General features: G+C 69.6%; 21 protein-coding genes and 1 pseudogene. 12 read left to right on the top strand and 10 right to left on the bottom strand.

Annotated elements, in window-relative coordinates; translation table 11 throughout:
- Positions 1–136: 136 nt before the first annotated feature.
- A complete protein-coding gene (locus Pph01_RS20305) occupies positions 137–1,921 on the top strand; it encodes a pectate lyase-like domain-containing protein (protein ID WP_204074701.1) in 1,785 nt (594 codons plus the stop codon).
- 137 nt (positions 1,922–2,058) lie between these two features.
- Positions 2,059–2,496, top strand: a complete 438-nt coding sequence (locus Pph01_RS20300; protein ID WP_204074700.1) for a hypothetical protein — start codon at positions 2,059–2,061, stop codon at positions 2,494–2,496.
- Positions 2,497–2,512: 16 nt separating this feature from the next.
- On the opposite strand, the gene Pph01_RS20295 is transcribed toward Pph01_RS20300, so the two are convergent.
- A complete protein-coding gene (locus Pph01_RS20295; RefSeq protein ID WP_204074699.1) occupies positions 2,513–3,142 on the bottom strand; it encodes an SRPBCC family protein in 630 nt (209 codons plus the stop codon).
- 269 nt (positions 3,143–3,411) lie between these two features.
- Between Pph01_RS20295 and Pph01_RS20290 the strand changes: the two genes are divergently transcribed.
- From Pph01_RS20290 to Pph01_RS20280, 3 genes are all read left to right on the top strand, one after another.
- Complete coding sequence (locus Pph01_RS20290) at positions 3,412–4,404, top strand: NADPH:quinone oxidoreductase family protein (RefSeq protein ID WP_204074698.1); 993 nt, start codon at positions 3,412–3,414, stop codon at positions 4,402–4,404.
- Between the two features lie 309 nt (positions 4,405–4,713).
- Positions 4,714–5,538, top strand: a complete 825-nt coding sequence (locus Pph01_RS20285) for an MOSC domain-containing protein (protein ID WP_204074697.1) — start codon at positions 4,714–4,716, stop codon at positions 5,536–5,538.
- 88 nt (positions 5,539–5,626) lie between these two features.
- The gene (locus Pph01_RS20280) at positions 5,627–5,875 is read left to right on the top strand and encodes a hypothetical protein (RefSeq protein ID WP_204074696.1); all 249 of its coding nucleotides are present in this window, start codon (positions 5,627–5,629) and stop codon (positions 5,873–5,875) included.
- Positions 5,876–5,904: 29 nt separating this feature from the next.
- On the opposite strand, the gene Pph01_RS20275 is transcribed toward Pph01_RS20280, so the two are convergent.
- Positions 5,905–6,807 carry an ADP-ribosylglycohydrolase family protein gene (locus Pph01_RS20275; RefSeq protein WP_204074695.1) on the bottom strand — a complete coding sequence of 301 codons (903 nt, stop codon included), beginning with the start codon at positions 6,805–6,807 and terminating at the stop codon, positions 5,905–5,907.
- 194 nt (positions 6,808–7,001) lie between these two features.
- Here Pph01_RS20275 and Pph01_RS20270 point away from each other — a divergent pair, with 194 nt between their 5' ends.
- Positions 7,002–7,463, top strand: a complete 462-nt coding sequence (locus Pph01_RS20270; protein ID WP_239116866.1) for a cupin domain-containing protein — start codon at positions 7,002–7,004, stop codon at positions 7,461–7,463.
- Positions 7,464–7,627: 164 nt separating this feature from the next.
- Here Pph01_RS20270 and Pph01_RS20265 read toward each other — a convergent pair whose 3' ends face one another.
- Positions 7,628–8,080 carry a spore-associated protein A gene (locus Pph01_RS20265; RefSeq protein WP_204074694.1) on the bottom strand — a complete coding sequence of 151 codons (453 nt, stop codon included), beginning with the start codon at positions 8,078–8,080 and terminating at the stop codon, positions 7,628–7,630.
- A gap of 107 nt (positions 8,081–8,187) precedes the next feature.
- Positions 8,188–9,624 (bottom strand): BTAD domain-containing putative transcriptional regulator, encoded by a 1,437-nt coding sequence (locus Pph01_RS20260; RefSeq protein ID WP_204074693.1) that lies wholly within the window; start codon positions 9,622–9,624, stop codon positions 8,188–8,190.
- A 53-nt stretch (positions 9,625–9,677) separates the two neighbouring features.
- Between Pph01_RS20260 and Pph01_RS20255 the strand changes: the two genes are divergently transcribed.
- Entirely contained in the window at positions 9,678–9,881 is a 204-nt protein-coding gene (locus tag Pph01_RS20255; RefSeq protein ID WP_239116865.1) for a helix-hairpin-helix domain-containing protein, read from the top strand.
- Positions 9,882–10,246: 365 nt separating this feature from the next.
- On the opposite strand, the gene Pph01_RS20250 is transcribed toward Pph01_RS20255, so the two are convergent.
- Positions 10,247–10,516, bottom strand: a complete 270-nt coding sequence (locus Pph01_RS20250; RefSeq protein ID WP_204074692.1) for a hypothetical protein — start codon at positions 10,514–10,516, stop codon at positions 10,247–10,249.
- A 146-nt stretch (positions 10,517–10,662) separates the two neighbouring features.
- Here Pph01_RS20250 and Pph01_RS20245 point away from each other — a divergent pair, with 146 nt between their 5' ends.
- Positions 10,663–11,436: a trypsin-like serine protease gene (locus Pph01_RS20245; protein WP_204074691.1), complete on the top strand. Its 774-nt coding sequence runs from the start codon at positions 10,663–10,665 to the stop codon at positions 11,434–11,436.
- A 274-nt stretch (positions 11,437–11,710) separates the two neighbouring features.
- Here Pph01_RS20245 and Pph01_RS20240 read toward each other — a convergent pair whose 3' ends face one another.
- The 3 genes from Pph01_RS20240 to Pph01_RS20230 all read right to left on the bottom strand — a co-directional run bounded on the left by Pph01_RS20240 (position 11,711) and on the right by Pph01_RS20230 (position 15,331).
- Entirely contained in the window at positions 11,711–14,272 is a 2,562-nt protein-coding gene (locus Pph01_RS20240; RefSeq protein ID WP_204074690.1) for a hypothetical protein, read from the bottom strand.
- Positions 14,273–14,381: 109 nt separating this feature from the next.
- On the bottom strand, positions 14,382–14,702 hold the full coding sequence (locus Pph01_RS20235; RefSeq protein ID WP_204074689.1) for a hypothetical protein: 321 nt from the start codon (positions 14,700–14,702) through the stop codon (positions 14,382–14,384).
- A gap of 29 nt (positions 14,703–14,731) precedes the next feature.
- Entirely contained in the window at positions 14,732–15,331 is a 600-nt protein-coding gene (locus tag Pph01_RS20230; protein WP_204074688.1) for a TetR/AcrR family transcriptional regulator, read from the bottom strand.
- A 212-nt stretch (positions 15,332–15,543) separates the two neighbouring features.
- Here Pph01_RS20230 and Pph01_RS20225 point away from each other — a divergent pair, with 212 nt between their 5' ends.
- Complete coding sequence (locus tag Pph01_RS20225; RefSeq protein WP_204074687.1) at positions 15,544–16,737, top strand: acyltransferase family protein; 1,194 nt, start codon at positions 15,544–15,546, stop codon at positions 16,735–16,737.
- Between the two features lie 33 nt (positions 16,738–16,770).
- Here the strand turns inward: Pph01_RS20225 and Pph01_RS20220 are convergent, their stop codons facing one another.
- Positions 16,771–17,757: a helix-turn-helix transcriptional regulator gene (locus Pph01_RS20220; RefSeq protein WP_204074686.1), complete on the bottom strand. Its 987-nt coding sequence runs from the start codon at positions 17,755–17,757 to the stop codon at positions 16,771–16,773.
- 63 nt (positions 17,758–17,820) lie between these two features.
- Here Pph01_RS20220 and Pph01_RS20215 point away from each other — a divergent pair, with 63 nt between their 5' ends.
- From Pph01_RS20215 to Pph01_RS42850, 3 genes and pseudogenes are all read left to right on the top strand, one after another.
- Positions 17,821–18,936: an epoxide hydrolase family protein gene (locus Pph01_RS20215; RefSeq protein ID WP_204074685.1), complete on the top strand. Its 1,116-nt coding sequence runs from the start codon at positions 17,821–17,823 to the stop codon at positions 18,934–18,936.
- A gap of 69 nt (positions 18,937–19,005) precedes the next feature.
- Positions 19,006–19,548, top strand: a complete 543-nt coding sequence (locus Pph01_RS20210; RefSeq protein ID WP_204074684.1) for a GNAT family N-acetyltransferase — start codon at positions 19,006–19,008, stop codon at positions 19,546–19,548.
- Between the two features lie 20 nt (positions 19,549–19,568).
- Positions 19,569–19,970, top strand: a pseudogene (locus Pph01_RS42850) (ATP-binding cassette domain-containing protein); the annotation flags it as partial.
- Positions 19,971–20,151: 181 nt separating this feature from the next.
- Here Pph01_RS42850 and Pph01_RS20200 read toward each other — a convergent pair.
- Complete coding sequence (locus Pph01_RS20200; RefSeq protein ID WP_239116864.1) at positions 20,152–21,162, bottom strand: leucine-rich repeat domain-containing protein; 1,011 nt, start codon at positions 21,160–21,162, stop codon at positions 20,152–20,154.
- Positions 21,163–21,179: the final 17 nt, after the last annotated feature.

The following is a 21,179-nucleotide window of genomic DNA, read 5'->3' as shown; positions in this document are numbered from 1 at the left end:
AAATAACTCATCACTTCTAATAAGGCCTGACGTGAGTTCACACTGACCAGGGAGCGCTCTCTCGTGGACCCGCGTCAGGCCGCCGTTCTCGATAGGCAGGTCGATGAGAACAGTACGTGATCAGGGTGCGCGGACGATGGCGCGCGCACGCGGAGGCACCTCCTTACGCCGGCTCGTCGGCGTCGCGGCCTCGGCGGTCGCGCTCACAGCCGTCGGCCTGGTGCCCCTGACGGGCACCGCGGCCGCGCACACGAGCAGGCAACCGGACTTCGGCCCCAACGTCTTCGTGTACGACCCGTCGACGCCCGTCGCGGAGATCCAGGCGAAGTTCGACCAGATCTTCGCCCAGCAAGAGCACAACGAGATGGGCACCAACCGGTACGCCGTGCTGTTCAAGCCGGGGCAGTACGACGTCGACGCGAGACTCGGTTACTACACCACCGTGGGCGGGCTCGGCCGTTCTCCCGACGACGTGAACATCCACGGCGCGGTGCGGGTCGTCGGGCAGCCCGACCCCGGCTCCGCGGCCGGCATCTCCGCGCTCACCAACTTCTGGCGCTCCGCCGAGAACCTGTCGGTGACGCCCACCGACTGGTCGAACCAGTGGGCGGTGTCGCAGGCCTCCCCGATGCGGCGGGTGCACATCAAGGGCATCCTCTGGCTGGAGCCGGGGAACGGCGGATTCTCGAGCGGCGGCTACATCGCCGACTCCCAGATCGACGGAATCACGATCAACGGCTCGCAGCAGCAGTGGCTGACCCGTGACAGCGTGCTCGGCGACGTCTGGACCAACGGCGTGTGGAACCAGGTCTTCTCCGGCGTCACCGGCGCACCCCAGCAGGGCTTCCCCAACCCGCCGTACACGACGCTCGCGACCAGTCCCGTGACGCGGGAGAAGCCGTACCTGTACGTGGACGACGCGGGCGGCTACCGGGTGTTCCTGCCGGCCCTGCGGCACGACACCTCAGGGACGACCTGGGACGCCGGTCAGCAGCAGCAGGGCTCGTCGGTGTCGATCGACGACTTCTACATCGCCAAGCCGGGAGACAGTGCGGCGAGGATCAACCTGGCTCTGCTGCTCGGCAAGAACCTCCTGCTCACGCCGGGCGTCTACCACCTTGACCAGCCGATTCACGTGCTCCGCAAGAACACGGTGATCCTGGGCCTCGGCATGCCGAGCCTGGCGCCGGACACCGGCAAGGCGGCGCTGCAGATCGCGGACGTGGACGGCGTCCGGGTCGCGGGCGTCCTCGTCGACGCGGGCAAGAAGGAGTCCGACACGCTCGTGCAGGTCGGCAGCGGGCTGAGCCACCGGGATCACTCCGCCAACCCGACCTCGCTCCAGGACGTGTTCTTCCGGATCGGCGGCCCGTGGGTCGGGAAGGCCGAAAAGAGCCTCGTGGTGAACAGCGACGACACGATCATCGACAACATCTGGGCGTGGCGCGGCGACCACGGCAACGGGATCGGCTGGACGCAGAACACGGCCGACACGGGCGTCGTGATCAACGGTGACGACGTGACGGCGTACGGCCTGTTCGTCGAGCACTACCAGAAGTACCAGACGATCTGGAACGGCGAACGCGGCCGGACGATCTTCTATCAGAGCGAGATGCCCTACGACCCGCCGAGCCAGGCCGCGTGGACCAGCCCGACCGGCAAGGGCTACGCGTCGTACAAGGTGGGTCCCCGGGTGAAGTCCCACGACGCGTGGGGCCTCGGCGTCTACTCCTACTTCAACCAGGGGGTGGACATCCGCGCGGACCGGGGGATCGAGGCGCCGAAGACGCCGAAGGTCCGGTTCAACGACATGATCACGGTCTTCCTGGACGGCAGCGGCGGCATCGAGCGGACGATCAACGACGCGGGCACCCCCGTCGTCGGTTCGTACGGCACGAGCACCATCGTCAGCTACCCGTGACCTGACCTGGGACGTCCGTCGCGCGGGCCGGGCCGGATCATTCCGGTCCGGCCCGCAGTACGTGGAAAACGTGTGATGACGGCGAACGGATGCTTTGGTACAACCGATGTTGATATTGGTCGTATCGGGAGGACACCGTGTCCGAGGCGGACGGCACTACGGCAAGCGATGCACCACGACGTCGTCCCGCGGTCGTGTGGCGCGTGGCCCTGGTGCTCGGGGTATGGGGGCTGTTCGGCGTCCTCATCACGTACATGTACCTGGACGAGTTGATCAACCGCGACAGCTACGACCACGGCAACTCCAGCTACCGGGTCCCCTTCCTGAACTTCCCCGCCGCGCTCGTGGCCACCGTCACGACGCTGGTGATCGCCTATCTGGTGTTCCGAGGCGCCACCAAGGATCAGCCGCGGACGCTCCGCCTGCTCGCCTGGGCCGTGGGCGCGAGCGTGGTCCTCGGCCTCGCGGCGCTCGTCGTGCGGCCGGAGGGGATCACCTTCTTCATGGCCGCGTCCGCGGTCATCGGCCTCGTCACGGCGTACTCCGCGGACGTCCGCGACTGGTGCCGATGGTGACCGCCGGGCGGCGCCGTCAGGAACCGGCGGTGTAGGCGGCCGTCGTCCGCTCGGCGGCGGCCCGCGCCACGGCCTCGTCCGTGCCCGCCGCGATGTCCGCGTCACCCCACCGCTCGCTGCTGAGCGTGATGAACCGCTTGCCCTCCTCGGTGGCGAACCAGGCTGCGGCCTCGGCCGGATCCACGGCCTGCTTCGACGCCAGGTGGAGGGTCAGGCCGATGAGGCCCATGTCCCAGCCGATGCCGACGGCGCCGGGGCCGAACTCGGTCCAGTGGTCGTCGACGGGTGCGGCGTGCTCGAGCTCGAACCGCGTGCCGCCCTCGGGGTCGGCCGTGAGCCGCACCTCGATCCAGCTCACCATCCCGCCGTACTCCCAGGTGGCGGCGTAGCTCTTCGGCGGGTCGCAGCGCTCGATCACGCCGCCGGCGTTGCCTTCGAGCTGGTAGCGGCCGCCGACGCGCAGGTCGCCCGACACCGGCAGGAACCATCGGGGGATGCGCTCGGGGTCGGTGCAGGCGTTCCAGAGGTCGTCGACGGTCGTGTCGTAGGTCTGGCTGATGGTCAGGACGCGCGCCTCACCCGCCTCCAGCACGCGGGTGCCCAGGTGCCGTCGTACGGCGTTGATCTGATGGGTGACATCGATCATGGAGTCTCGCCCTTCCGGGAGCGGGCCCACGGCCCTGTTCTGCACGCCCAGCCGCGCGCACGACGGAAACTACTCGGTTCTGCTTATATACGTCAACCCTTATAAGACCCGGTAGGAGCGTCGGGAAAGTTCAGACGATCCCTCATGTATTCCGGACGTTCGCGATAGGTCCTCGTCCACGGACGTCCCTAGCCTGAGTGGCTGGGTGCGCGGACCCCCAAGAGCGCCCCTCCGACGGCTCCCCATCGCAGACATTTGGCAGGGCGGACATGTTCCACGGAAAGTACTGGCAGGCGTCCACGTTCGGCACCCCGAGGGAGGTGCTGGAGCTGGTGGACACCACGTGGCCGGCGCCGTCGGAAGGGCGTCTGCTCGTCAAGGTGGACTTCAGCGCGATCGGCTATCCCGACGCCATCATCCTCGGAGGGCACTTCCCCGGCGTCACACAGCCTCCTGCGTTCCCCGGGCAGGAGGTGTCGGGAGAGGTCGTCGCCGTTCCCGAGGGCTCGGCGTTCGCCGTCGGCGACCGCGTCATGGGCATGACGCCCTTCTTCGAGTCCCTGGGCGCGCACGGGACGTACGCCTACACCATGGAGTCGCAGACCCGGCGCATCCCGTCCCCCCTGACCGGCGAGGAGGCGGCGGGCTTCCTCATCGGCTTCAAGACGGCCCACTACGGCCTGGTCGGCCGCCTCGGCCTGACCGAGGGTGAGGTGCTGGTCGTGCTCGGCGGCTCCGGCGGCTCCGGATCCACGGCCATCCAGCTGGGCAAGGCGCTCGGCGCCACGGTCATCGCGGTGGCCGGCAGCGAGGAGAAGGCGGACTTCTGCCGGAAGATCGGCGCCGATCACGCCGTGAACCACGCGGCCTCGGACGTCGTCGAGGAGATCCGGTCGCTGACCGGGGGCAGGGGTGCCGACGTCGTGTACGACCCGGTCGGAGGCGACCTGGGCACGCGGGTCCTGGGCGCGGTGGCCCATTCCGGCCGGTTCGGAGTGATCGGGTACGCCGCCGGTTCCTTCCCGCACATCGACGCCATGGGCTTGCTGCTGGGCAACTTCAGCGTCGTGGGGGTGTTCGGCGGCGGCATTCCGCCGGAGGAGGACGCCGCCACGGTTGACCGGGTCTGCGAACTCGCCGAGCAGGGCGCCATCCGGACTCCCGTCGGCGCCGTCGTCCCCTTCGAGGAGGTGCCCGGCGCGATCGAGCGGGTGATGACGGGGCAGACGGTCGGCAAGATCGTCGTACGCGTCGCCGGCTGATCCGCCCGGACGACCCCGGCCTGGTCGTCGCCTCCTGGGGGGCGGCGGCCAGGCCGTTCGGCTGTCCGCCCCTGCACCGGTGATCCCCCGGCCGCGGGAGCTTAAAAGCTCTTCGGGGAGCGGCCTGCTCCATCGAGTCGAGTCCTGACCGGCTGCGAAGATCGGCGGAGAATCCGAGCGCGCGGAGTCAGCGGGAAGTTGACGAGTGTGTGGTAGAAACTGCTGATTTTTCACCATGTCTACCCAGTTGCGGCATACCGTCTGGACGGGTTCGGGAACGCGTACGGCAGGCGGTGTCAGGGGGAGACGATGGCGACGGTGACCGGACTGACCTGTTACCCGATCAAGGGCTGTGCCGGAACGCCCCTTCCGGATGCGGACATGACGCGAGCGGGTCTCGCGCACGACCGGGCGTTCATGGTGATCGACGAGGGCGGCGTGTTCCGCAGCCAGCGGCGTGACCCCCGGCTCGCCCGCGTCCGTCCCGCGATCGAGGCGGGCGGAGAGGGGCTCACTCTCCACGCGGACGGCATGGACCCGGCGAGGGTCGAGGTGGATCTGACCTCCGCCAGGCGTGACGTGGAAATGTTCGGTGTGCGATACACGGGCATCGACCAGGGGGACACGGCGGCGGAATGGTTGTCGGAGATGCTCGGCCGCCCGAGCAGGCTCGTACGGGTGCCGCCGGAGCATGACCGCGTCACCGACGGGCTCACTCCGGGCACCTGCGGATACGCCGACAGCGGCGCCGTCCTCGTCACGACGGTGAGCTCGCTGGCCGAGCTGAATGCCCGGATCGAGGCACGAGGCGCCGAGCCGGTGCCGATGACCCGCTTCCGGCCGAACATCGTGATCGACGGCTGGGACACGACGCACACCGAGGACCGGGTGCGCCGGTTCGGGGTGGGGGACGCCGAGCTCGCCTACGGCAAACTCGCCATCAGGTGCGCCGTCACGACCGTCGACCAGGAGTCGGGCGGAAAGGCAGGCCCGGAGCCCCTCCGCACGCTCGCCGACTACCGGCGTGCGACACGGGGTGTCGCCTTCGGCGCCAAGTTCGCGGTGCTCCGTACGGGCAAGCTGTCCGTGGGCGACGAGGTGATCGTCACCGCGTGGGGCGAGTCCGAGCTGTGAGAAGCCGCCGGGGACGACCGCCGCGAACCCCGAACCTTCATCTCGCGTTGGTTGTCCAGGGAGCCGCCGGCTGCCCACGATGGCGGTCATGAGCGACCCCGAGGCGCAGCCTCAGCACCACCACGGCCCTCTCCACGGCCTGTCCGAGATGATCAGTGAGCATCACGACCGCGCCGTGCGCCGCCACGAGGAGGAGGCGCTGGCCGAGGCGGCTGAGCAGGCGGGTTTCGACCTCGAAACCGACATCGGGCACCCGACCGCACACCAGACGGCGGTCGGCTACGACGTGGAGACCGACCTCGGCATCGACGACGAGCCCCGCGAACCGCGCCCATAGCGCTCGCGGGGCTCAGGGTCGGCGTTCTCTCACGACCGGCTGGGGTGACGCGGTGCCCCCGCCCATTCAGGCAGCGGTTCGGCCTCCCGGGACCAGGTGGCCGGTAGACGGTCGAGGCCGACTCGGGCGCCCAGGATGCCGCCGACGATCGCACACGTGGTGTCGACGTCGCCGCCCGCCGACGCCGTGGCCCAGAAGGCCGCCTCGAAGGCATCGAGGTGGCGGGCCGCCGCCCACAGGGTGAAGGGGACGGTGTCGTGAGCGGACACGTTGCGCCCGTTGCCCAGTGTGCGGCCGGCGAGGAGAGGGTCGCCGATGGTCAGCAGCGCACGTGCCTCGGCGATGCCGTCGCGGACCATGCTCAGCGGCGTGTGATCGAGCACGTGGTCCAGGAATCGGCCGGGAGAGAGGTCGGGCTGGGTGGCCGCCGCCGTGGCGACGGCCACCGCCACGGCGCCGGCGATCGCTTCAGGATGGGCATGGGTGACGGTGGCGGACAGCTCCGCCTGCCGTACCGCCTCGTCGAGATCGCCGGCGAACCAGGCGCCGAGAGGCGCGACGCGCATCGCCGCGCCGTTCCCCCAGGAACCCTTGCCGTCGAACAGCCCGCCGGCCAGGGCACGCCAGTCGCCGCCTTCACGGACGAGGCGGAGCATGCGCCCGGTGGCCGGGCCGTAGCCTCGGTCGAAGTCGTGATGAGCGGCGAAACCGGCCGCGAGCGCGTCCTGGTCCACGGAGCCGTGGTCGGCCAGGACGCGATAGACCGAGCAGGCCATCTCGGTGTCGTCGGTCCACTGCCACGGTCCGGGCGGCGGAGTGTGCGCGGTGAGGTGTGTGCGGTTGGCGGGAACGAAGAACTGGGATCCGAGCGCGTCCCCCAGGGCCAGGCCGTACAGCGAGGCGGTCGCGCGCATCAGGGAATCTGTTGACATCGCCGCTCATTGTGCATCTGATCACGACGATCTCGCATACGGACTCACTCGACGGCCGTCTCCGGCACGATGTGACGTCCCGGGCTTCTGGACGGGTCGGGGCCGCTTGGGGGGCCAGACGGCGGCCGGTCGGCATCTCCGGGGGGTGAACGGCCGCGCCGAGCCGTACGGGAGCCGTGCTAGCGTCGCCGCTCGTGGCGGAGAACCTGGCGCAGGACCTGGCGGAGAACCCGGCGCTGAAGAACGTGTACGTGGGCCGCGCGGACGTGGACGCGGCCGGTGACCGCGGCTGGCTGCTCGGGCACTTCAAGCCACTCGGCGACGTGCGGCACAGCGAGGACGTCGAGATCAAGTGGGGCGTGCACCCGCGCGGGGACGAGCGCTCGCAGTGGGTGACCGGTGAGCATCGCACGGCTCTGCTGATACTGATCAGTGGCCGGTTCCGGGTGGAGTTGCCGGGACGCAGCGTGGTGCTCGCGGCGCAGGGCGACTACATCGTCTGGGGCCACGGCGTCGATCACTCGTGGTACGCCGAGGAGGATTCGGTGGTGCTCACCGTTCGCTGGCCGTCGGTCGCGGGTTACGCGGTTCCGGCGTCCGGCGACGAGCCCGCTGTTCCGGGACGGCGGGCGGAGAACGGCCGGCCCGGCAGCTAGCCCACGCGGAAGCCGTCTCAGGCGAGAGACCGGCCGGGAAGCCGTCTCAGGCGGAGCCGGGAAGGCGGCCGGCCCGCCTTCCGAGAAGACCGGCCGGGAAGCCGTCTCAGGCGGAGCCGGGAAGGCGGCCGGCCCGCCTTCCGAGAAGACGGGCCGGACCCAGGTCAGCCGCAGTGCACCTGGTAGGCGTGACCGGCGAAGCGCTCGCCGCCGTAGTCGAAGTAACCGCCGACGTCGACGCACTCACCACGGGCGGGGATGTAGATCGGGCCCGCCCACTGGTGGTAGTTCGCGTTGAGGCCGTCGTCGACGAACCCGGGGTAGGAGTTCGTCGTCAGCTGCACGTCGAGGTGGTTGACCAGGCCCGACCAGGAGCTGATCGGCTTGGCGATCGCGCAGTTCTTGCCCGTCGAGCTGTTGTAATACAGCGAGACGTAGCCCCCGGTGCGGTTGGTGTCCAGCCCCTTGATCGGGTACGAGTCCAGGAACGCGTATCCGGATCCGCAGCTCGCCGTGGCGGCGGACGCGGGGGTGGCGATCAGCGCGGGAGTCATGGACAGGGCGAGCGCCGCGGCTGCCCCGGTGACGGCGCGGCGGAACGGCATCCAGTTCGACATCGTGTGATCCCTTTCGTTTCGGCGGCGCCACCTCACGGCGGCGGCCGTCGGTCAGCGTGCCGGGGACCGCTGCACTCTTCCTGTACGGCCGGGTCTGACACCCGAAGTCACAGGTCAGGGACCACCTGTACATCGAAGAAGATGCCCCTCAACTGCGGCAGGTAGGGGATGCCGCGGTCGTCCACCATCTTCCAGAAGACCTTGCAGCGCACCCGTACATCGGGGGCCACCACGGGGACCCGGACGAGCACCGACTCGCCGGGCCGGGTGTCGGGGATCCGCACGCGACGGGGGGAGTGGCACACGTCGTCCCCGTCCCACGGCAGTTGCCGATCGAGGTAGCGGCCGTGCCAGAACACGATGCCGTCGTTGGTCAGCTGCCAGACCTTCTCGAACCGTGCGCCCTCCCGCACCTTCGTCCCGTCCGGATAGGTGACGTCCGCGTCCAGCCGGGAGCTGTCGCCCGGGATCGGCCGCTGAACGTCGGGCATGACCACGACCGGGGGCTCGGACAGCCGGGCCACGACCGCCCCGCACACTCCCGCCGCCACGGCGAGGCCGGCCGCCGCCAAGGCCAGCGTCCGCCGCGACAGGCCGCGGTCCTGCCGTCCGGCCTCCTCGGCCTCAGGTTCGTCCTGATCGCCGTCCACCGGTGGAGGGGACACCGCACGGGGGGCCGCGGGCGCGGCGGCCGGTGCGAGATCAGCGAGCTCCGCGGGAGCCGTGGACGCGGAGGGAGCCCCGGCCGCCGGAGCCGTGGACGCCGGAGACGCCGTCGACGCCGCGGACGCGGCCGACGCCGTTGACACCGCGGCGAGGATCTCCTGGTGGAGCCGGCGCAGGTCGGGATGGGGGTCGGTGCCGAGTTCCTCGGCGAGGGTGGTGCGCAGGACGTCGTAGACGGCCAGGGCCTCGGCCGGACGGCCGGACATGTGGAGCGCGCGCATCAGGCGATGCTGGAGCGGCTCGCGGAGGGGACTGCGCGCGGCCTGCTCGGCCAGATCGGCCACGAGCGAGGCGGGGGGCGGTCCCGCGCCGAGACAGAGGTCCGCGTAGGCCTCGACCGCGCTCAGGCGCAACTCCTCCGACCGTGCGGCCTGCACGCGCACGCACGGAGTAGACGGCACATCGGCGAAGGGCGTGCCCCGCCAGAGCGCCAGCCCGTCCGCCAGGAGGGCGCTCGCCGCGGCGGGCCGGTCCTCCGCCTGGCGCACCGCCGCCTCGAAACAGGCCAGGTCGGTGGCCGACCGGTCGAGATCCAGCGCGTACCCGCCCGACTGCGTCCGGAGCACGCCGCCCCCGTCCTCCTGCCCGGTCAACGACCGGAGCGTCGCGCGCAGCCGCGAGGCCCGCACCTGTACGGCGTTCGCCGGATCGGCGGGCAGGCGGTCCGGCCAGAGGGCGTCGGCGAGATGGTCGGTGGAGACGAACCGCCCGGGGTGGGCGAGCAGTTCGCCGAGGAACGCGCGGTCCTTGGCGGCGGAAGGGGCGACGGTCCGCCCGTTGTGCATGATTTCGAGCGGACCGAGCACGCGGAATTCCACGCGCCGTAGTCTGACAGACGACATCAACAGATGATCAACAGGATGCGGAGGGCATGATGGAGTTCGGTGCCACGGATCTGCCCAAACTGTCGGCGCCCGCCCGGCGTGCGCTCGCCGGCGCCGGATACGCCACTCTCGAGCAGCTCAGCCAGGCCACCGAGGCCGAGGTGCTGAAGTTGCACGGCATGGGACCGAACGCGATGGCCGCCCTGCGCTCCGCTCTCGACGAGCGGGGCCTGCGCTTCCGCGATCAGTGATTGCCGGGCGCTCCCTCGGCGGGCCGGGATCGGCCCACGAGAATCCGCCGTTCCAGGCCCGGACATTGATCCACGGGACGTATCCCATCAGTAGGGCCGGGGCAATTACGCGCTCTGTTACTTCGGCGTGCGGGAAAACGCATCCTCACGTGCCGGAATGGAATGCCGGTTTCTTCTTCTCGGTGTGAGTCAACCCATCTAGACGCGCTCTGACATCGCTGCCAACGATGGATGGACATCGCAGTCGCCTCGCGCGAATGCGAATCCGAGAGGAGACGCTTATGCTCGGCAAGCGACTTACACTCCCGCTCGGCGCCGCTCTCCTGGCCGGCCTGGCCTTCGGGCCCGGGCAGGTGGCCCAAGCGTCAACCGCGCAGCACACCCCGGCGGTGGTCAGCACCGTCCAGGGCATGACCTCCTCGACCCCGAATCTGGTGAAGGCTCAGCCGGAACCCGACCGCCGCCGTCACCACCGTCACGAGCGGGGGCGTCACCACCGTGAGCACATGCGTCACGGCCGCCACCACCGCGAGCACCGCGAGCACATGCGCCACGGCCGCCACCACCGCGAGCACATGCGCCACCACCGCGAGCACCGCGAGCACATGCGGCACGGCCACATGCGCGAGCGCCACGTGGGGTGATCCGCCGCTGAACTAGCGGGTCGTCCGAGGGGGCCCCGCATCGCGGAGTGATCCGCGATGCGGGGCCCTTTGACATCTCCCGTAGATCTTTTGTCCTATTTCTGTCATATCCGGGTCTAGGCGCTTACAGTTCCTAAATGCGCTTTGTCCCCTTTGTGGTGATTCTTGCCGCCCTGATGACTGTCATCGCCTCACCCGCGTGGGCGATCACCAACGGCTCGGCCGACGGGGCCGGCCATCCTGAGGTGGGCGCCATGCTCGCGGCCAAGGCCCACGGCGACGGCACCTGGGCCGACTGCACCGGCACGCTCATCTCCCCGACCGTCTTCCTTACCGCCGCGCACTGCGGGGAGAAGGGCCAGAAGACGGCGCGAGTCACGTTCTCCAGCCACTACCGGCAGGGCGATCCGGTCTACACCGGCCGTTTCGTGCCCGACTCGAGGTTCGACGTCAAGGCCGACCCCTTCGACATGGCCGTCGTGGTCTTCAATGCCCCCGTCCCGGGCATCAAGCCCGCCGTCCTGCCCGAGACGGGGCTGCTCGATCGGCTCAAGGACACCGGCGAGCTCGCGGCGACCCGGTTCACCCCGGTCGGGTACGGCTCGCTGGACCCGACCAACGCCAAGCACGGGAGCCGGTACACCTACACCGACACGCGTAACCTGGCGTCGATCTCCTTCAAGAGGCTCACCGGCAGGTGGCTCCAGCTGTCGCTGAAGTCGTCGGCCGACGGCAGCACGTGCTTCGGCGACTCGGGCGGGCCGAACTTCCTGGGCGGGGCCACCTCCCACCTGCTCGTGGCGACGACGATCAGCGGCGACGACGACGCGTGCAAGTCGACCAACTTCGACTATCGCCTGGACTCCGCGTCGGCCCGGGAATTCCTCGGAAAGTACGTCACCCTTCCCTGAATCGCGGCCAATTCCACCGGCCGGTCGGAGAAATGGCCGCCCGGCCGGTAGATCTACGCCGAATTCCATGTCGATTCGCGTCGGCGTGACCGAAGCGGGGAAGGTGAGGGCGTGGAGAATTCCGCCCTCACGGCTTCGCCGGTGTTTCTCCGCCGAATACTTCCCCTTCGGATCCGGCCGTCCTGACGATCATGGGTGTGGGTGCGCGGCCCGAGGCGGCCGTACGGCCCGTCGCCGTCGGCCGCCCGGAGCACGCACGTGTGCCCGGCCGGGGTCAGCGCACGACGACGCCGTCGGCCGCGCTCGTGACGGCCACCGTCGTCGAACTTCCCGCGTAGACGTAGCGCCAGAAGCCGTTCGCGGAGGCGGCGACGGTGGTCCGCAGATTGCCGGACGCGTCGGTCTTCACGGTCTTCTTGGTCACGTATGTGCTGGTTCCGGACTTGCGGAACTGCAGCTTCACGTACTGGCCGGCGTAACCCGTGTAGGTCCCGGTCTCCCAGTTCGCCCGGGTGAGTTTGCCGGTGACCGTGAGGGTCCCGCCCTTGCGGACCGGTTCCGGCGTGGCGTTGGCGGTCAGCCTGGACAGGCCCGTGATCGAAACGGTCGCCACAGCATGCAGGTCGGCGTAGCTCTTCTTGTCGCCGGCGTTCGCCCAGGCGGCCACCTTCCACGGACCGGCCAGCGCGTTCCTGCCGAGGGTGTCCCGCGCGTCGATGTAGAACGTGACCTCGCAGGACGAGGTCCATACGGATGCCTTGGTGCAGGTGGCGGGGCTCCAGCCCATCAGCACACCGTCAGGCGCGGTGTATGAGCCGTGGTAGAGGTACAGGTCGCCGCCGATGATCCCGGACGGGTCGGTGGCGGTGAACCGGGCCTTGATCTCCTTGCTGCCGGAGGCGTCGAACCGGATGGGCTTGCCGCCGTTGACCGTCACATTGGCGATCTTCGTCGTGCCGACCGTCCGGTCGCCCTGCGGCTTCGGGCCGGCGAACGCCCGGATGACCGTACGCCTGAGGCTCGTCCCGTTGTCGTCCTTGGCCGAGGCGCGCAGCGAGACGAAGGACGCGGTCGACGGAACCTTGATCTCGGCGGAGACACTGGCCTTCGAGCCGGACACCGGCAGTGCCGCCCAGTGGGCGCCGTCGTCTGTGGAGTACTCCAGTCCGGTGACGGTGTTCGTCGCATTGGGGAAATGTCGCGTGGCGGCCGCCGCGGTGACGCGGACAGGTGTGGAGGACGTCGCCGTGTTGTTCGCGTTGATTCCCGACAGGGTGAAGTCGACGTCGACGAGGGGGAGATCTTCGTAGGCCGCGCCGGTGCTGTCGGAGCTGAACTTCCACTCACTCTCGATCCGGGTGGAGAGCCGAGAGTAGGGAACCGTGCGGGTGACGGTGTGATCGAGCTCGTACTCCGCCCGGTCCGCCGTGACGTCGGCCGCCAGCCCGTCATACGGCGCCAGGTTGCCGGCGGAGGCGATGGTCCGCCCCTTCGAGGTCAGGCGGTAGGACATCCTCGCCCTGGCGTCGAATCCGGAGTTGCCCCTGGCGTCGGTGAACGCGTACGGCTCGTACAGGTACATCTTCGCCGGGGTGCGCTGAGAGGCTCCGTGCGGGATCCGGCGCGGCGCGAACGGCGCGACGCCCAGTGTCTCCCCAGGCGAGGTTCCTGCGGGCGCCGTCAGCGTCGGGAGCTCCAGGCGATGATCGTTGCCCTGGCCGTAGATCAGGTCGCGGAGGAAGGACACTCCGGGTGTGAAGTACTGGGTGACGGACTTTCCCGTCTTCACAGGGGCGGAAAGGGTGGTGACGCTCCAGTCGCCGGTCATCGGTCCGGCGGAGAGCAACCCGATGCTGCTGTCGCCCTGAGCCCGCACCCAGGTGAGGGTCTTCGCGAGCGAACTCGACCGCACGTGGGTCACCGGCGAACTGGGAACGGTTCCCGCATACTCGCGGAACAGGTTGTAGATGTACGGCGTGGCCGTGGACGCCGACGTGCCCTGCTTCACCAGCAGGTCGTTCACGCGGAGAGTGACTCCGTTGCGGGAGAAGGGAGTCACGTAGACGTTCGCGGCCCCGCCTCCGGCGAATCCCGCCATGTCGCCGTTGGGCAGCGACAACCACACCGCAGAGGTGTGCCGGCGAGCGGTGGGGTCGTCGACCTTGATGGCCGTCTCCTTCGCCGTGCTCTCCTGGAACTGGACCGTCAGCCCGGCGTTGGCCACCTTGAACGACTTGACGAGCACATAGTTCGGCCTGCCCCACTCTCCGTAGAGGGCCACACTGAAGTAGTCACCGGCCGGCAGGCTCGCGGTCGCTCTCGGCGTGCCGTATTCGTTCTTCACGGGGTAGTAGACCCAGGTCTTGGTGTTCCAGATGTAGATGGACTTGCCGTAGACCCAGTCCTTGCTCGTGATGTCGAACTTCACCGGGTAGGTCGCCGCGGCGGCCGTACTGGCCTTGGCCAGCGGCTTCTGGGTGTTGGTGGCGATCTTCGTGGCCGGAAGGGACCGGGATCGGTCCAGTGGCTGCACGGTCAGCGCGCCGCCCGTGGACGCATACGCGTACGGGCCCACGCTCGTTCCCTGCACCGGGGCGATCTGGACTTTCGACCCGGGGCGGCGGATCACATCCAGTCGCTCACCCGTGGCGAGTTTCACGGTTGTCCTGGTTCCGGGCGCGTCCGCGGGGGTCACGGTCCCGGCTGCCGCGGAGACGGGCGCCGTTCGGTCGTCGGCCCAGCCGCTGCCGGGGACCGACAGCACCGAGGCCGTCACCGCCGTCCCGGCCAGTGCCGCGAGCGCGGCGCGTCGAATGGAGTTCCAGGCAGGGGGCATCGGCGGGCATCTCCTGTGTCAGCCTTGCTCCTGGAATGTCTCATCTGTCACAGGAGCTGATCGCTGCACACATTAATGGTGATCTTCTCCGTTTTCGTTACGGGGAAGCTCACAGCCCGATAACGTCCCCGGAGCCGTCGGCGTCGGGGACCTTCCTTCCGAAGGCTCCGACATGTGCGTGGAAGACGCCCATGAGGAGGACGCCGAGCGAGGCGGCCACGAAGGCCGGGGCGGGGTGGGACGTCATGTCGGCTCGGATGACGAGCAGCGCCGTGATGACGTACAGGATCCAGCCTCCGATCAGATTGATCAGCGGCGAGGACCCGAACGCCGTCGGGTAGTGCTCCTTGGTGATGCCCTTCACGAAGTGCGGGGTCGCGTTCGCGCCGAGCGCTCCGGCGAGGAACGCGAGGATCGTGGTCTGCAGCATGTCGACTCCTTGGGCGTCGGGCGGGGGCGTCATTCCCGCGATCGCGGGCGAGAGCGGGTGGTGAGACCCCTGACCGTCAGGTCGATCATCTGGCGCAGGCGGGTGCTCAGAACGGCCGGTTCCCTCTTCTCCTGGAAGATCCCGGTCAGCGCGTCGATCAGCAGGGCGGCCGCGTCGTGGGTGGGGAGCGCCACGTCGAGAAGGTCGAGCTCGTCGCGGGAGGCGTGCAGAACGGCTTCGACGACCTCGAGATAGCGCTTTTCGAACGAGGTCAGGACATCTTCGGCGATCACCTTCGCCTCGGCGAACATCTCCGCGCGGAACTCGGCCTCGATCGTTCCCGCGAACAACTCCAGCTTGATCGACAGCACGTTGTACAGGCGGTCCGCGACCGAGCATGGCCGATCCCGGGCCTGTTGCGCCGCCGACGTGACGTCGTCGACGATCTTCTGCGCGACCGCCCGGAAGACGTCCTCCTTCCCGGTGAAGACCTGGTAGAGGGCGGGACGGGACATTCCCGCCGCCTGGGCGATGAGCTCCATCGACGTACGGCGGTAGCCGTACCGGCCGAAGACGGAGAGGGCGGCGTACACGATCGAGTCGCGTTTCGCCGCGAGGGCTTCTGACATGCTGACAATCTATGCAATTTATGTCACGACGTCCATAGGCCGTGGTCGCGAGAGAGTTCGAAGGCGCCCCCGAGCCGCTGAGCCGACGACGAAGCGGAGGGCGTGTGATCGCCTGCCGGGGCTCGCCCCACGCGGCGACACGGCCACAGGGGAGAAGCCTCCTGCCTGGAGACCTGTCCGGCGGCCGGCGACCATCGCCTAAAGTCGGGCGGGTGGCCTCGACCCCTTCCCGGACAGCCCGGACGGCTCAGCCGGCCCGGCTGGCCTGGCTGGACGCCCTGCGCGGACCCGCCGCGCTGGCCGTCGCGCTGCACCACTCGGCCTGGACCTTCGCGCCCGGCATCTGGGCGCACGTGGACGGCAGGATCGATGTGGGCACCTGGGGCGTCTTCGTCTTCTTCCTGGTCAGCGGTTACATCATCCCGGCGTCCCTGGAGCGTCGCGGCGACCTTCGGGCCTTCTGGATCGGCCGGGCCTTCCGCCTCCTCCCGCTGTTGCTCACCGCGATGTGCCTGGCCTTCCTTCTGGCGTACCTCGGTGCGTACACCCTTCGCCCCGCCCTGAGCACGCGGCCTCTGCCGCTGGTGGCCCTGGGCAACCTGACGATGCTGCAGGAACTGCTCGGCGTCACTCCCGTGATCGACGTGGTGTGGACGCTCTCCTACGAGATGGCGTTCTACCTGCTGACGGTCGGCCTGTTCACCCTGCGGCAGTCACAACGGTCGGCGCCGATCGCGATCGGCCTGGCACTGCTGGCCGTGCCGCTCGGATTCCTGCTCCCGGGCCCGGCCATCAGCGGCCACGCCGACCTGGTCGCCGCGCTGTTCGTCGTCGCGGTCGTCGTCGCGGTCATCGTGTCGGTGGCGGCGCGCGGCACGACGCGTACGGTCGCCGCGGTGGCGGGCGGCCTCCTCGGCCTGGCGCTGGTGATCTTCGGCAGCCGGATCGGCGCCTGGCAGGGCCTGACGATCTTGGGCATGATGTTCGCCGGCACGGCCGTGTACCGGGCCGAGCAGGGCACGATCCGCAAGCGTACGGCCGTCGCCGCCGTCCTGACGGTCCTGGCGTGTGGGGTGTTCGCCAAGCACGACCCCGGCTGGGCGCCCGCGATCGTGCTGGCCGCGGCCTTCTTCGCGGCCGTCTTCGCGCTGCGGCGCCGGCGGTTCCCCCGATGGCTCGCCCACATCGGGGTGATCAGCTTCTCCCTGTATCTGCTGCACCCGCTCCTGCTGCGGGTGAGCCCGAATCTGCCGGTGTTCTTCCTCATCCTGCTGCCGCTCGGCTACCTGACCCACCGTTTCATCGAGGCCCCGGCGCAGCGCCTCGGCCGACGATGGACGCGGCCTCCCGTGCAGGCGACACCTCGTGATCGCGAGACGCCGTACGCGCTCACGCCCGAGGGCTGAACGCACCTGCGGCGTGTGCCCATGCCGTGCGGATCACGGCGAGGTAGGCGGATCGTCCTTCGCGGCGGTGGAGCGGGCGTAGCGGGCCGTGAGTTCGCGCATGTGCTCGACGAGTTCCGGGGGCTCGGTGACCTCGAAGTCCAGGTCGAGCATGCCGAGGTGGACGGCGATCGTGTTCAGGCCGTCCGCGCCGGTGTGCAGCACGCAGGTGTGCCCGTCCAAGGCCTCCACGACGCCGACGGCGGGGTTGATGCGCTCGGTCACGACCTCGGCGGGCGCGTGGACGACCACTCGTGACCGGTAGCGCCAGGCCGCGGCCGAGACCCCCTGTGCGACGTAGGCGGCCGCGCCGCCCTCGGGCGGATCGCGCGGCGGGAAGCGCGGGCCGGTGGGGGTGCGCGGTTCGACGCGGTCGACCCGGAAGGTACGCCAGTCCTGGCGGTCGACGTCCCATGCGACGAGGTACCAGCGGCGGCCCCACGAAACGAGCCGGTACGGCTCGACGGTCCGGACGCCTGTCGATCCGTCGTGGGCGCGATAGTCGAACCGCAGCCGCTCCTGGTCGCGGCAGGCCGCGGCGAGCGCGGTCAGCACGCTCGGGTCGACCACCGGGCCCGGACGGTCCGCGGGCACGGGCTCGGTGTAGGTCTGCAGCGCGTTGACCCGGTACCGCAGCCGGGAGGGCAGCACCTGTTCCAGTTTGGCGAGCGCTCGCACCGAGGTCTCCTCGATGCCGGCGACGCCGCCTCGGGCACACGTGCGCAACCCGACCGCCACGGCCACCGCCTCGTCGTCGTCGAGCAGGAGCGGCGGCATGGCGGTGCCGGCGCCCAATCGGTAGCCGCCGTCGGTGCCCCGGGTCACGTTCACCGGATACCCGAGGTCCCGCAGCCGCTCGACGTCGCGGCGCACGGTCCGCTCGCTCACGTTCAGCCGCTCCGCGAGGGCCGCGCCGGACCAGTCCCGCTTGGCCTGCAACAACGACAGCAGACGCAGCAGCCGCGCCGAGGTCTCCAACATGTTCTCAAGCCTGCCAGGACTTTAGGACAGAGGTTGACCGGAAGGGTCCGTAGCGTACTGGTCATGAGCGAGAACACCGAGATCAGGCCCTTCCGCATCGACATCCCGCAGGCTCAGCTGGACGACCTGCGCAGCCGGCTCGACCGCACCCTCTGGCCCGACGAGATCCCGGGCGCCGGCTGGGACTACGGCGTCCCGGTGGACTACGTGCGCGAGCTCGCCGAGTACTGGCGCGACGGGTACGACTGGCGCGCCCACGAGGCCGAGATCAACCGGTACCCGCAGTTCACCACCGAGATCGACGGGCAGAACATCCACTTCCTGCACGTCCGTTCGCGGCACGAGAACGCCCTGCCGCTGATCCTCACGCACGGCTGGCCGGGCTCGATCGTGGAGTACCTGAAGGTCATCGAGCCCCTCACCGACCCCGAGGACCCGGCGCAGGCGTTCCACGTGGTGATCCCGTCACTGCCCGGCTTCGGCTTCTCCGGCCCGACCCGGGAGAAGGGATGGAACCGGTACCGCACCGCCAGGGCGTGGGCGGAGCTGATGCGGCGGCTGGGCTACGACCGCTACGGCGCCGTCGGCAACGACGGCGGATCGTTCGTCTCGCCCGAGGTCGGGCGGTTCGATCCCGAGCATGTCGTCGGAGTGCACGTCACTCAGATCTTCTCGTTCCCGTCCGGCGATCCGGCCGAGTTCGAGAAGATCACCCCGGAGGACCAGAAGGCGCTGGAAGTGCTGCAGTGGTTCTACGACAACAAGATGTCGTTCAACACCCTGCACTCGCAGCAGCCGCAGACGCTGTCGTACGCGATCTTCGATTCGCCGGTCGGGCTGCTGGGCTGGAACGCGCAGCTCTTCGGCGACACCGTTGACGTCGACCCCGACTTCGTCCTGACCAACACGATGCTCTACTGGCTGACCGGCACCGCGACGTCGGCCACCCGCTTCTACTACGAGGACGCGCACGCCGAGCACCCCGAGGGGCCGACCACCGTCCCGCTCGGCCTGGCGATGTTCGACGGCGACTTCGTGTCCATGCGCACGTTCGCCGAGCGCGACCACAAGAACATCGTGCACTGGAAGTCGTACGACCGCGGCGGCCACTACGCCGCCCACATCGTGCCCGGCGTGCTCGCCGACGACCTGCGCACCTTCTACGGCGAGCTGCGCTGACCGTTCCCGTGGCCGAGACGGCAGGAGGCAGGTCGGCCTCCCGGAGAGCCGTCTGAGAGGGTGTCGGCCATGGTGGACGAAGGAGTTCCGGTGCTCTCGCAGATCACCGGCGAGAACGAGATGTCGTCCGAGCTGAGGCGGGAACTGGTCGACTGCTGGGTCGTCGTGAGCAACGCGGGAGGAGCGGCCGGTTTCCCGTTTCCTCCCGTCACGTTCGACGAGGTCGCGGCGGTGGCCGACCGGATCATCTCCGGCCTCGACCCCCGTCGCAGCCGGCTCCTCCTCGCCACCGTCGACGGAGTGCTCGCGGGGTGGCTCAACGTCCGCAGGGACCTCAACCCGTTGGTCGCGCACTGGGGGACGGTCCACCACGTGCAGACGCACACCGCGTTTCGCCGCCGAGGATTCGGCGCCGCGCTCATGAACCGCCTCAAAGACGTGGCACGCGACGAGATGGGCCTCGAACAGCTCCACCTCGCCGCGCGGGGCGGCGTCGGGCTCGAGCACTTCTACGGCGGACTGGGCTGGAAGGAGATCGGCCGGTGGCCCGGCGCCCTGCGGATCGCGCCCGGAGACGACCGTGACGAGATCCTTATGGCCCTCGCGCTCTGAGGCGCACCCCGGTCAGGCCCGTGCCCGCACTGTCAGCCGACGGTGCTGGACCTGTCAGCGCGTACGGCCACGCTGCCGTTCATGGAGAACACAGACGCGGTCCGGCTGGAGGCCGTACGTTCCTCCACTGCGCGGCCGGGCTGGACCGGCCCACCTCGGGATCGGTCACCCTGGAAGGGCGCGAGATCACCGGGATGCGGGAGAAGGCGCTCACCCGGTTGCGCCGGGAGCGTGTCGGCTTCGTGTTCCAGGGGTTCAACCTGCTGCCCGCTCTCACGGTCCTGCAGAACGTCACGCTGCCGCTCCGGCTGGGCGGTCACCGGGCCGACGACGCCCTCGTCACCTCGGTGATCGAGAGGGTGTGGCTGACGGGGCGGATGGGCCACCGGCCCGCTGAGCTGTCCGGCGGGCAGCAGCAGCGCGTCGCCATCGCCCGCGCGCTCGTCACCCGCCCGGCCATGATCTTCGCGGACGAGCCGACCGGCGCCCTGGACACCCGTACGGCGCTGGAGGTGCTCGGCCTGCTGCGCGAGGCCGGGACGTCCCGTGCGGGTGCAGGACACACGTCCGTCGACGATGTGAGGGATGTACGGCACGCCTCCGCTACAGGAGCACCGCACACCCGCGGTGCCGCAGAGAGTCGATCCAGCCGGGAAGCCGGTGCAGCTTGGTCCACCGCAGATCGAGTTTCTCCAGGGCGGGCAGCGCCCCCACGCCGTCGGGCAACTCGGTCAGCCGGGAGGCGCGCAGGTCGAGGTGGGTGAGGCGGCTCAGCCGCCCGACGGACGCGGGCAGCCTTTCGAGCGGGTTGTCGCGAAGATCGAGGTGGCGCAGCTCGCCCAGGTCGCCGACGGAGTCGGGCAGCGTGGTCAGCCGGTTGCCCCTCAGGTGAAGCTCCCGCAGCCGCGAGAGCCGGCCGAACGTGTCAGGCAGCGTGGTGAGCAGGTTGTCGTAGAGACGGAGCTCGCGCAGCGCCGCCATGTCGCCCATCGACGGCGGCAGCGTGGCGATGCGGTTGCCTGCGAGGTTGAGGTAATCGAGCACGTTCAGCCGTCCCAGCGACGCGGGCACCGTGGTCAGGCCGTTGTCACTGAGATAGAGACAACCCGTGAGCCGCGGCAGGTCGCCGATCGCGTCCGGCAGGCGACCGAGCCGGTTGTGCCCGAGGTCCAGCATCGACAGCTCGACGAGGTTCGCCAGGGCGTCCGGGATCTCGGTGAGCTCGTTCTCCGCGAGATTGAGTGAGCGCAGGCCCGTGAGGTTCCAGATGGTCGCGGGCAGTGCGGTCAGCGCGTTGCGGCCGAGACTCAGGTCGCGCAGCGACGTGATGCGCCCGAGTTCCGGGGGAACCTCCGTCAGGCGGTTGCCGTAGAGCAGCAGGGTCCTCAGACGGGACAACTCCACAATGGAGGCCGGGAGACGGGTCAGCTCGTTGCCGTCCAGGTCGATGTGGCGGAGCGTCGTCAGGGTGGCGATCGACGCGGGCAACTCCCGGACGCCGGCGTTCGGCGCGGTCAGTGCGACCACCGCGCCGTCGGCGTGGCGGAAGGCCGTGTCCGGAAGCGTGTCCGGCAGCGTCTCCGGCAGCGTCTCTGGCAGGTGGGGTTCGGCCACGGAGCGCAGCCTAGACG

Origin of the sequence: Planotetraspora phitsanulokensis (genome assembly GCF_016863295.1) — a bacterium.
In the GTDB taxonomy this organism is placed as follows: domain Bacteria; phylum Actinomycetota; class Actinomycetes; order Streptosporangiales; family Streptosporangiaceae; genus Planotetraspora; species Planotetraspora phitsanulokensis.
This window is presented reverse-complemented; position numbering and strand designations above follow the sequence as displayed.

What these genes read in the sequence shown, in the direction of transcription:
- Pph01_RS20255 (WP_239116865.1), top strand. Translation starts at nt 9,678, where the DNA reads ATGATGGAGTTCGGTGCCACGGATCTGCCCAAACTGTCGGCGCCCGCC.
- Pph01_RS20285 (WP_204074697.1), top strand. Translation starts at nt 4,714, where the DNA reads ATGGCGACGGTGACCGGACTGACCTGTTACCCGATCAAGGGCTGTGCC.
- Pph01_RS20245 (WP_204074691.1), top strand. Translation starts at nt 10,663, where the DNA reads ATGCGCTTTGTCCCCTTTGTGGTGATTCTTGCCGCCCTGATGACTGTC.
- Pph01_RS20220 (WP_204074686.1), bottom strand. Translation starts at nt 17,757, where the DNA reads ATGTTGGAGACCTCGGCGCGGCTGCTGCGTCTGCTGTCGTTGTTGCAG.
- Pph01_RS20210 (WP_204074684.1), top strand. Translation starts at nt 19,006, where the DNA reads ATGGTGGACGAAGGAGTTCCGGTGCTCTCGCAGATCACCGGCGAGAAC.
- Pph01_RS20280 (WP_204074696.1), top strand. Translation starts at nt 5,627, where the DNA reads ATGAGCGACCCCGAGGCGCAGCCTCAGCACCACCACGGCCCTCTCCAC.
- Pph01_RS20295 (WP_204074699.1), bottom strand. Translation starts at nt 3,142, where the DNA reads ATGATCGATGTCACCCATCAGATCAACGCCGTACGACGGCACCTGGGC.
- Pph01_RS20265 (WP_204074694.1), bottom strand. Translation starts at nt 8,080, where the DNA reads ATGTCGAACTGGATGCCGTTCCGCCGCGCCGTCACCGGGGCAGCCGCG.
- Pph01_RS20290 (WP_204074698.1), top strand. Translation starts at nt 3,412, where the DNA reads ATGTTCCACGGAAAGTACTGGCAGGCGTCCACGTTCGGCACCCCGAGG.
- Pph01_RS20305 (WP_204074701.1), top strand. Translation starts at nt 137, where the DNA reads ATGGCGCGCGCACGCGGAGGCACCTCCTTACGCCGGCTCGTCGGCGTC.
- Pph01_RS20215 (WP_204074685.1), top strand. Translation starts at nt 17,821, where the DNA reads ATGAGCGAGAACACCGAGATCAGGCCCTTCCGCATCGACATCCCGCAG.
- Pph01_RS20235 (WP_204074689.1), bottom strand. Translation starts at nt 14,702, where the DNA reads ATGCTGCAGACCACGATCCTCGCGTTCCTCGCCGGAGCGCTCGGCGCG.
- Pph01_RS20240 (WP_204074690.1), bottom strand. Translation starts at nt 14,272, where the DNA reads ATGCCCCCTGCCTGGAACTCCATTCGACGCGCCGCGCTCGCGGCACTG.
- Pph01_RS20275 (WP_204074695.1), bottom strand. Translation starts at nt 6,807, where the DNA reads ATGTCAACAGATTCCCTGATGCGCGCGACCGCCTCGCTGTACGGCCTG.
- Pph01_RS20230 (WP_204074688.1), bottom strand. Translation starts at nt 15,331, where the DNA reads ATGTCAGAAGCCCTCGCGGCGAAACGCGACTCGATCGTGTACGCCGCC.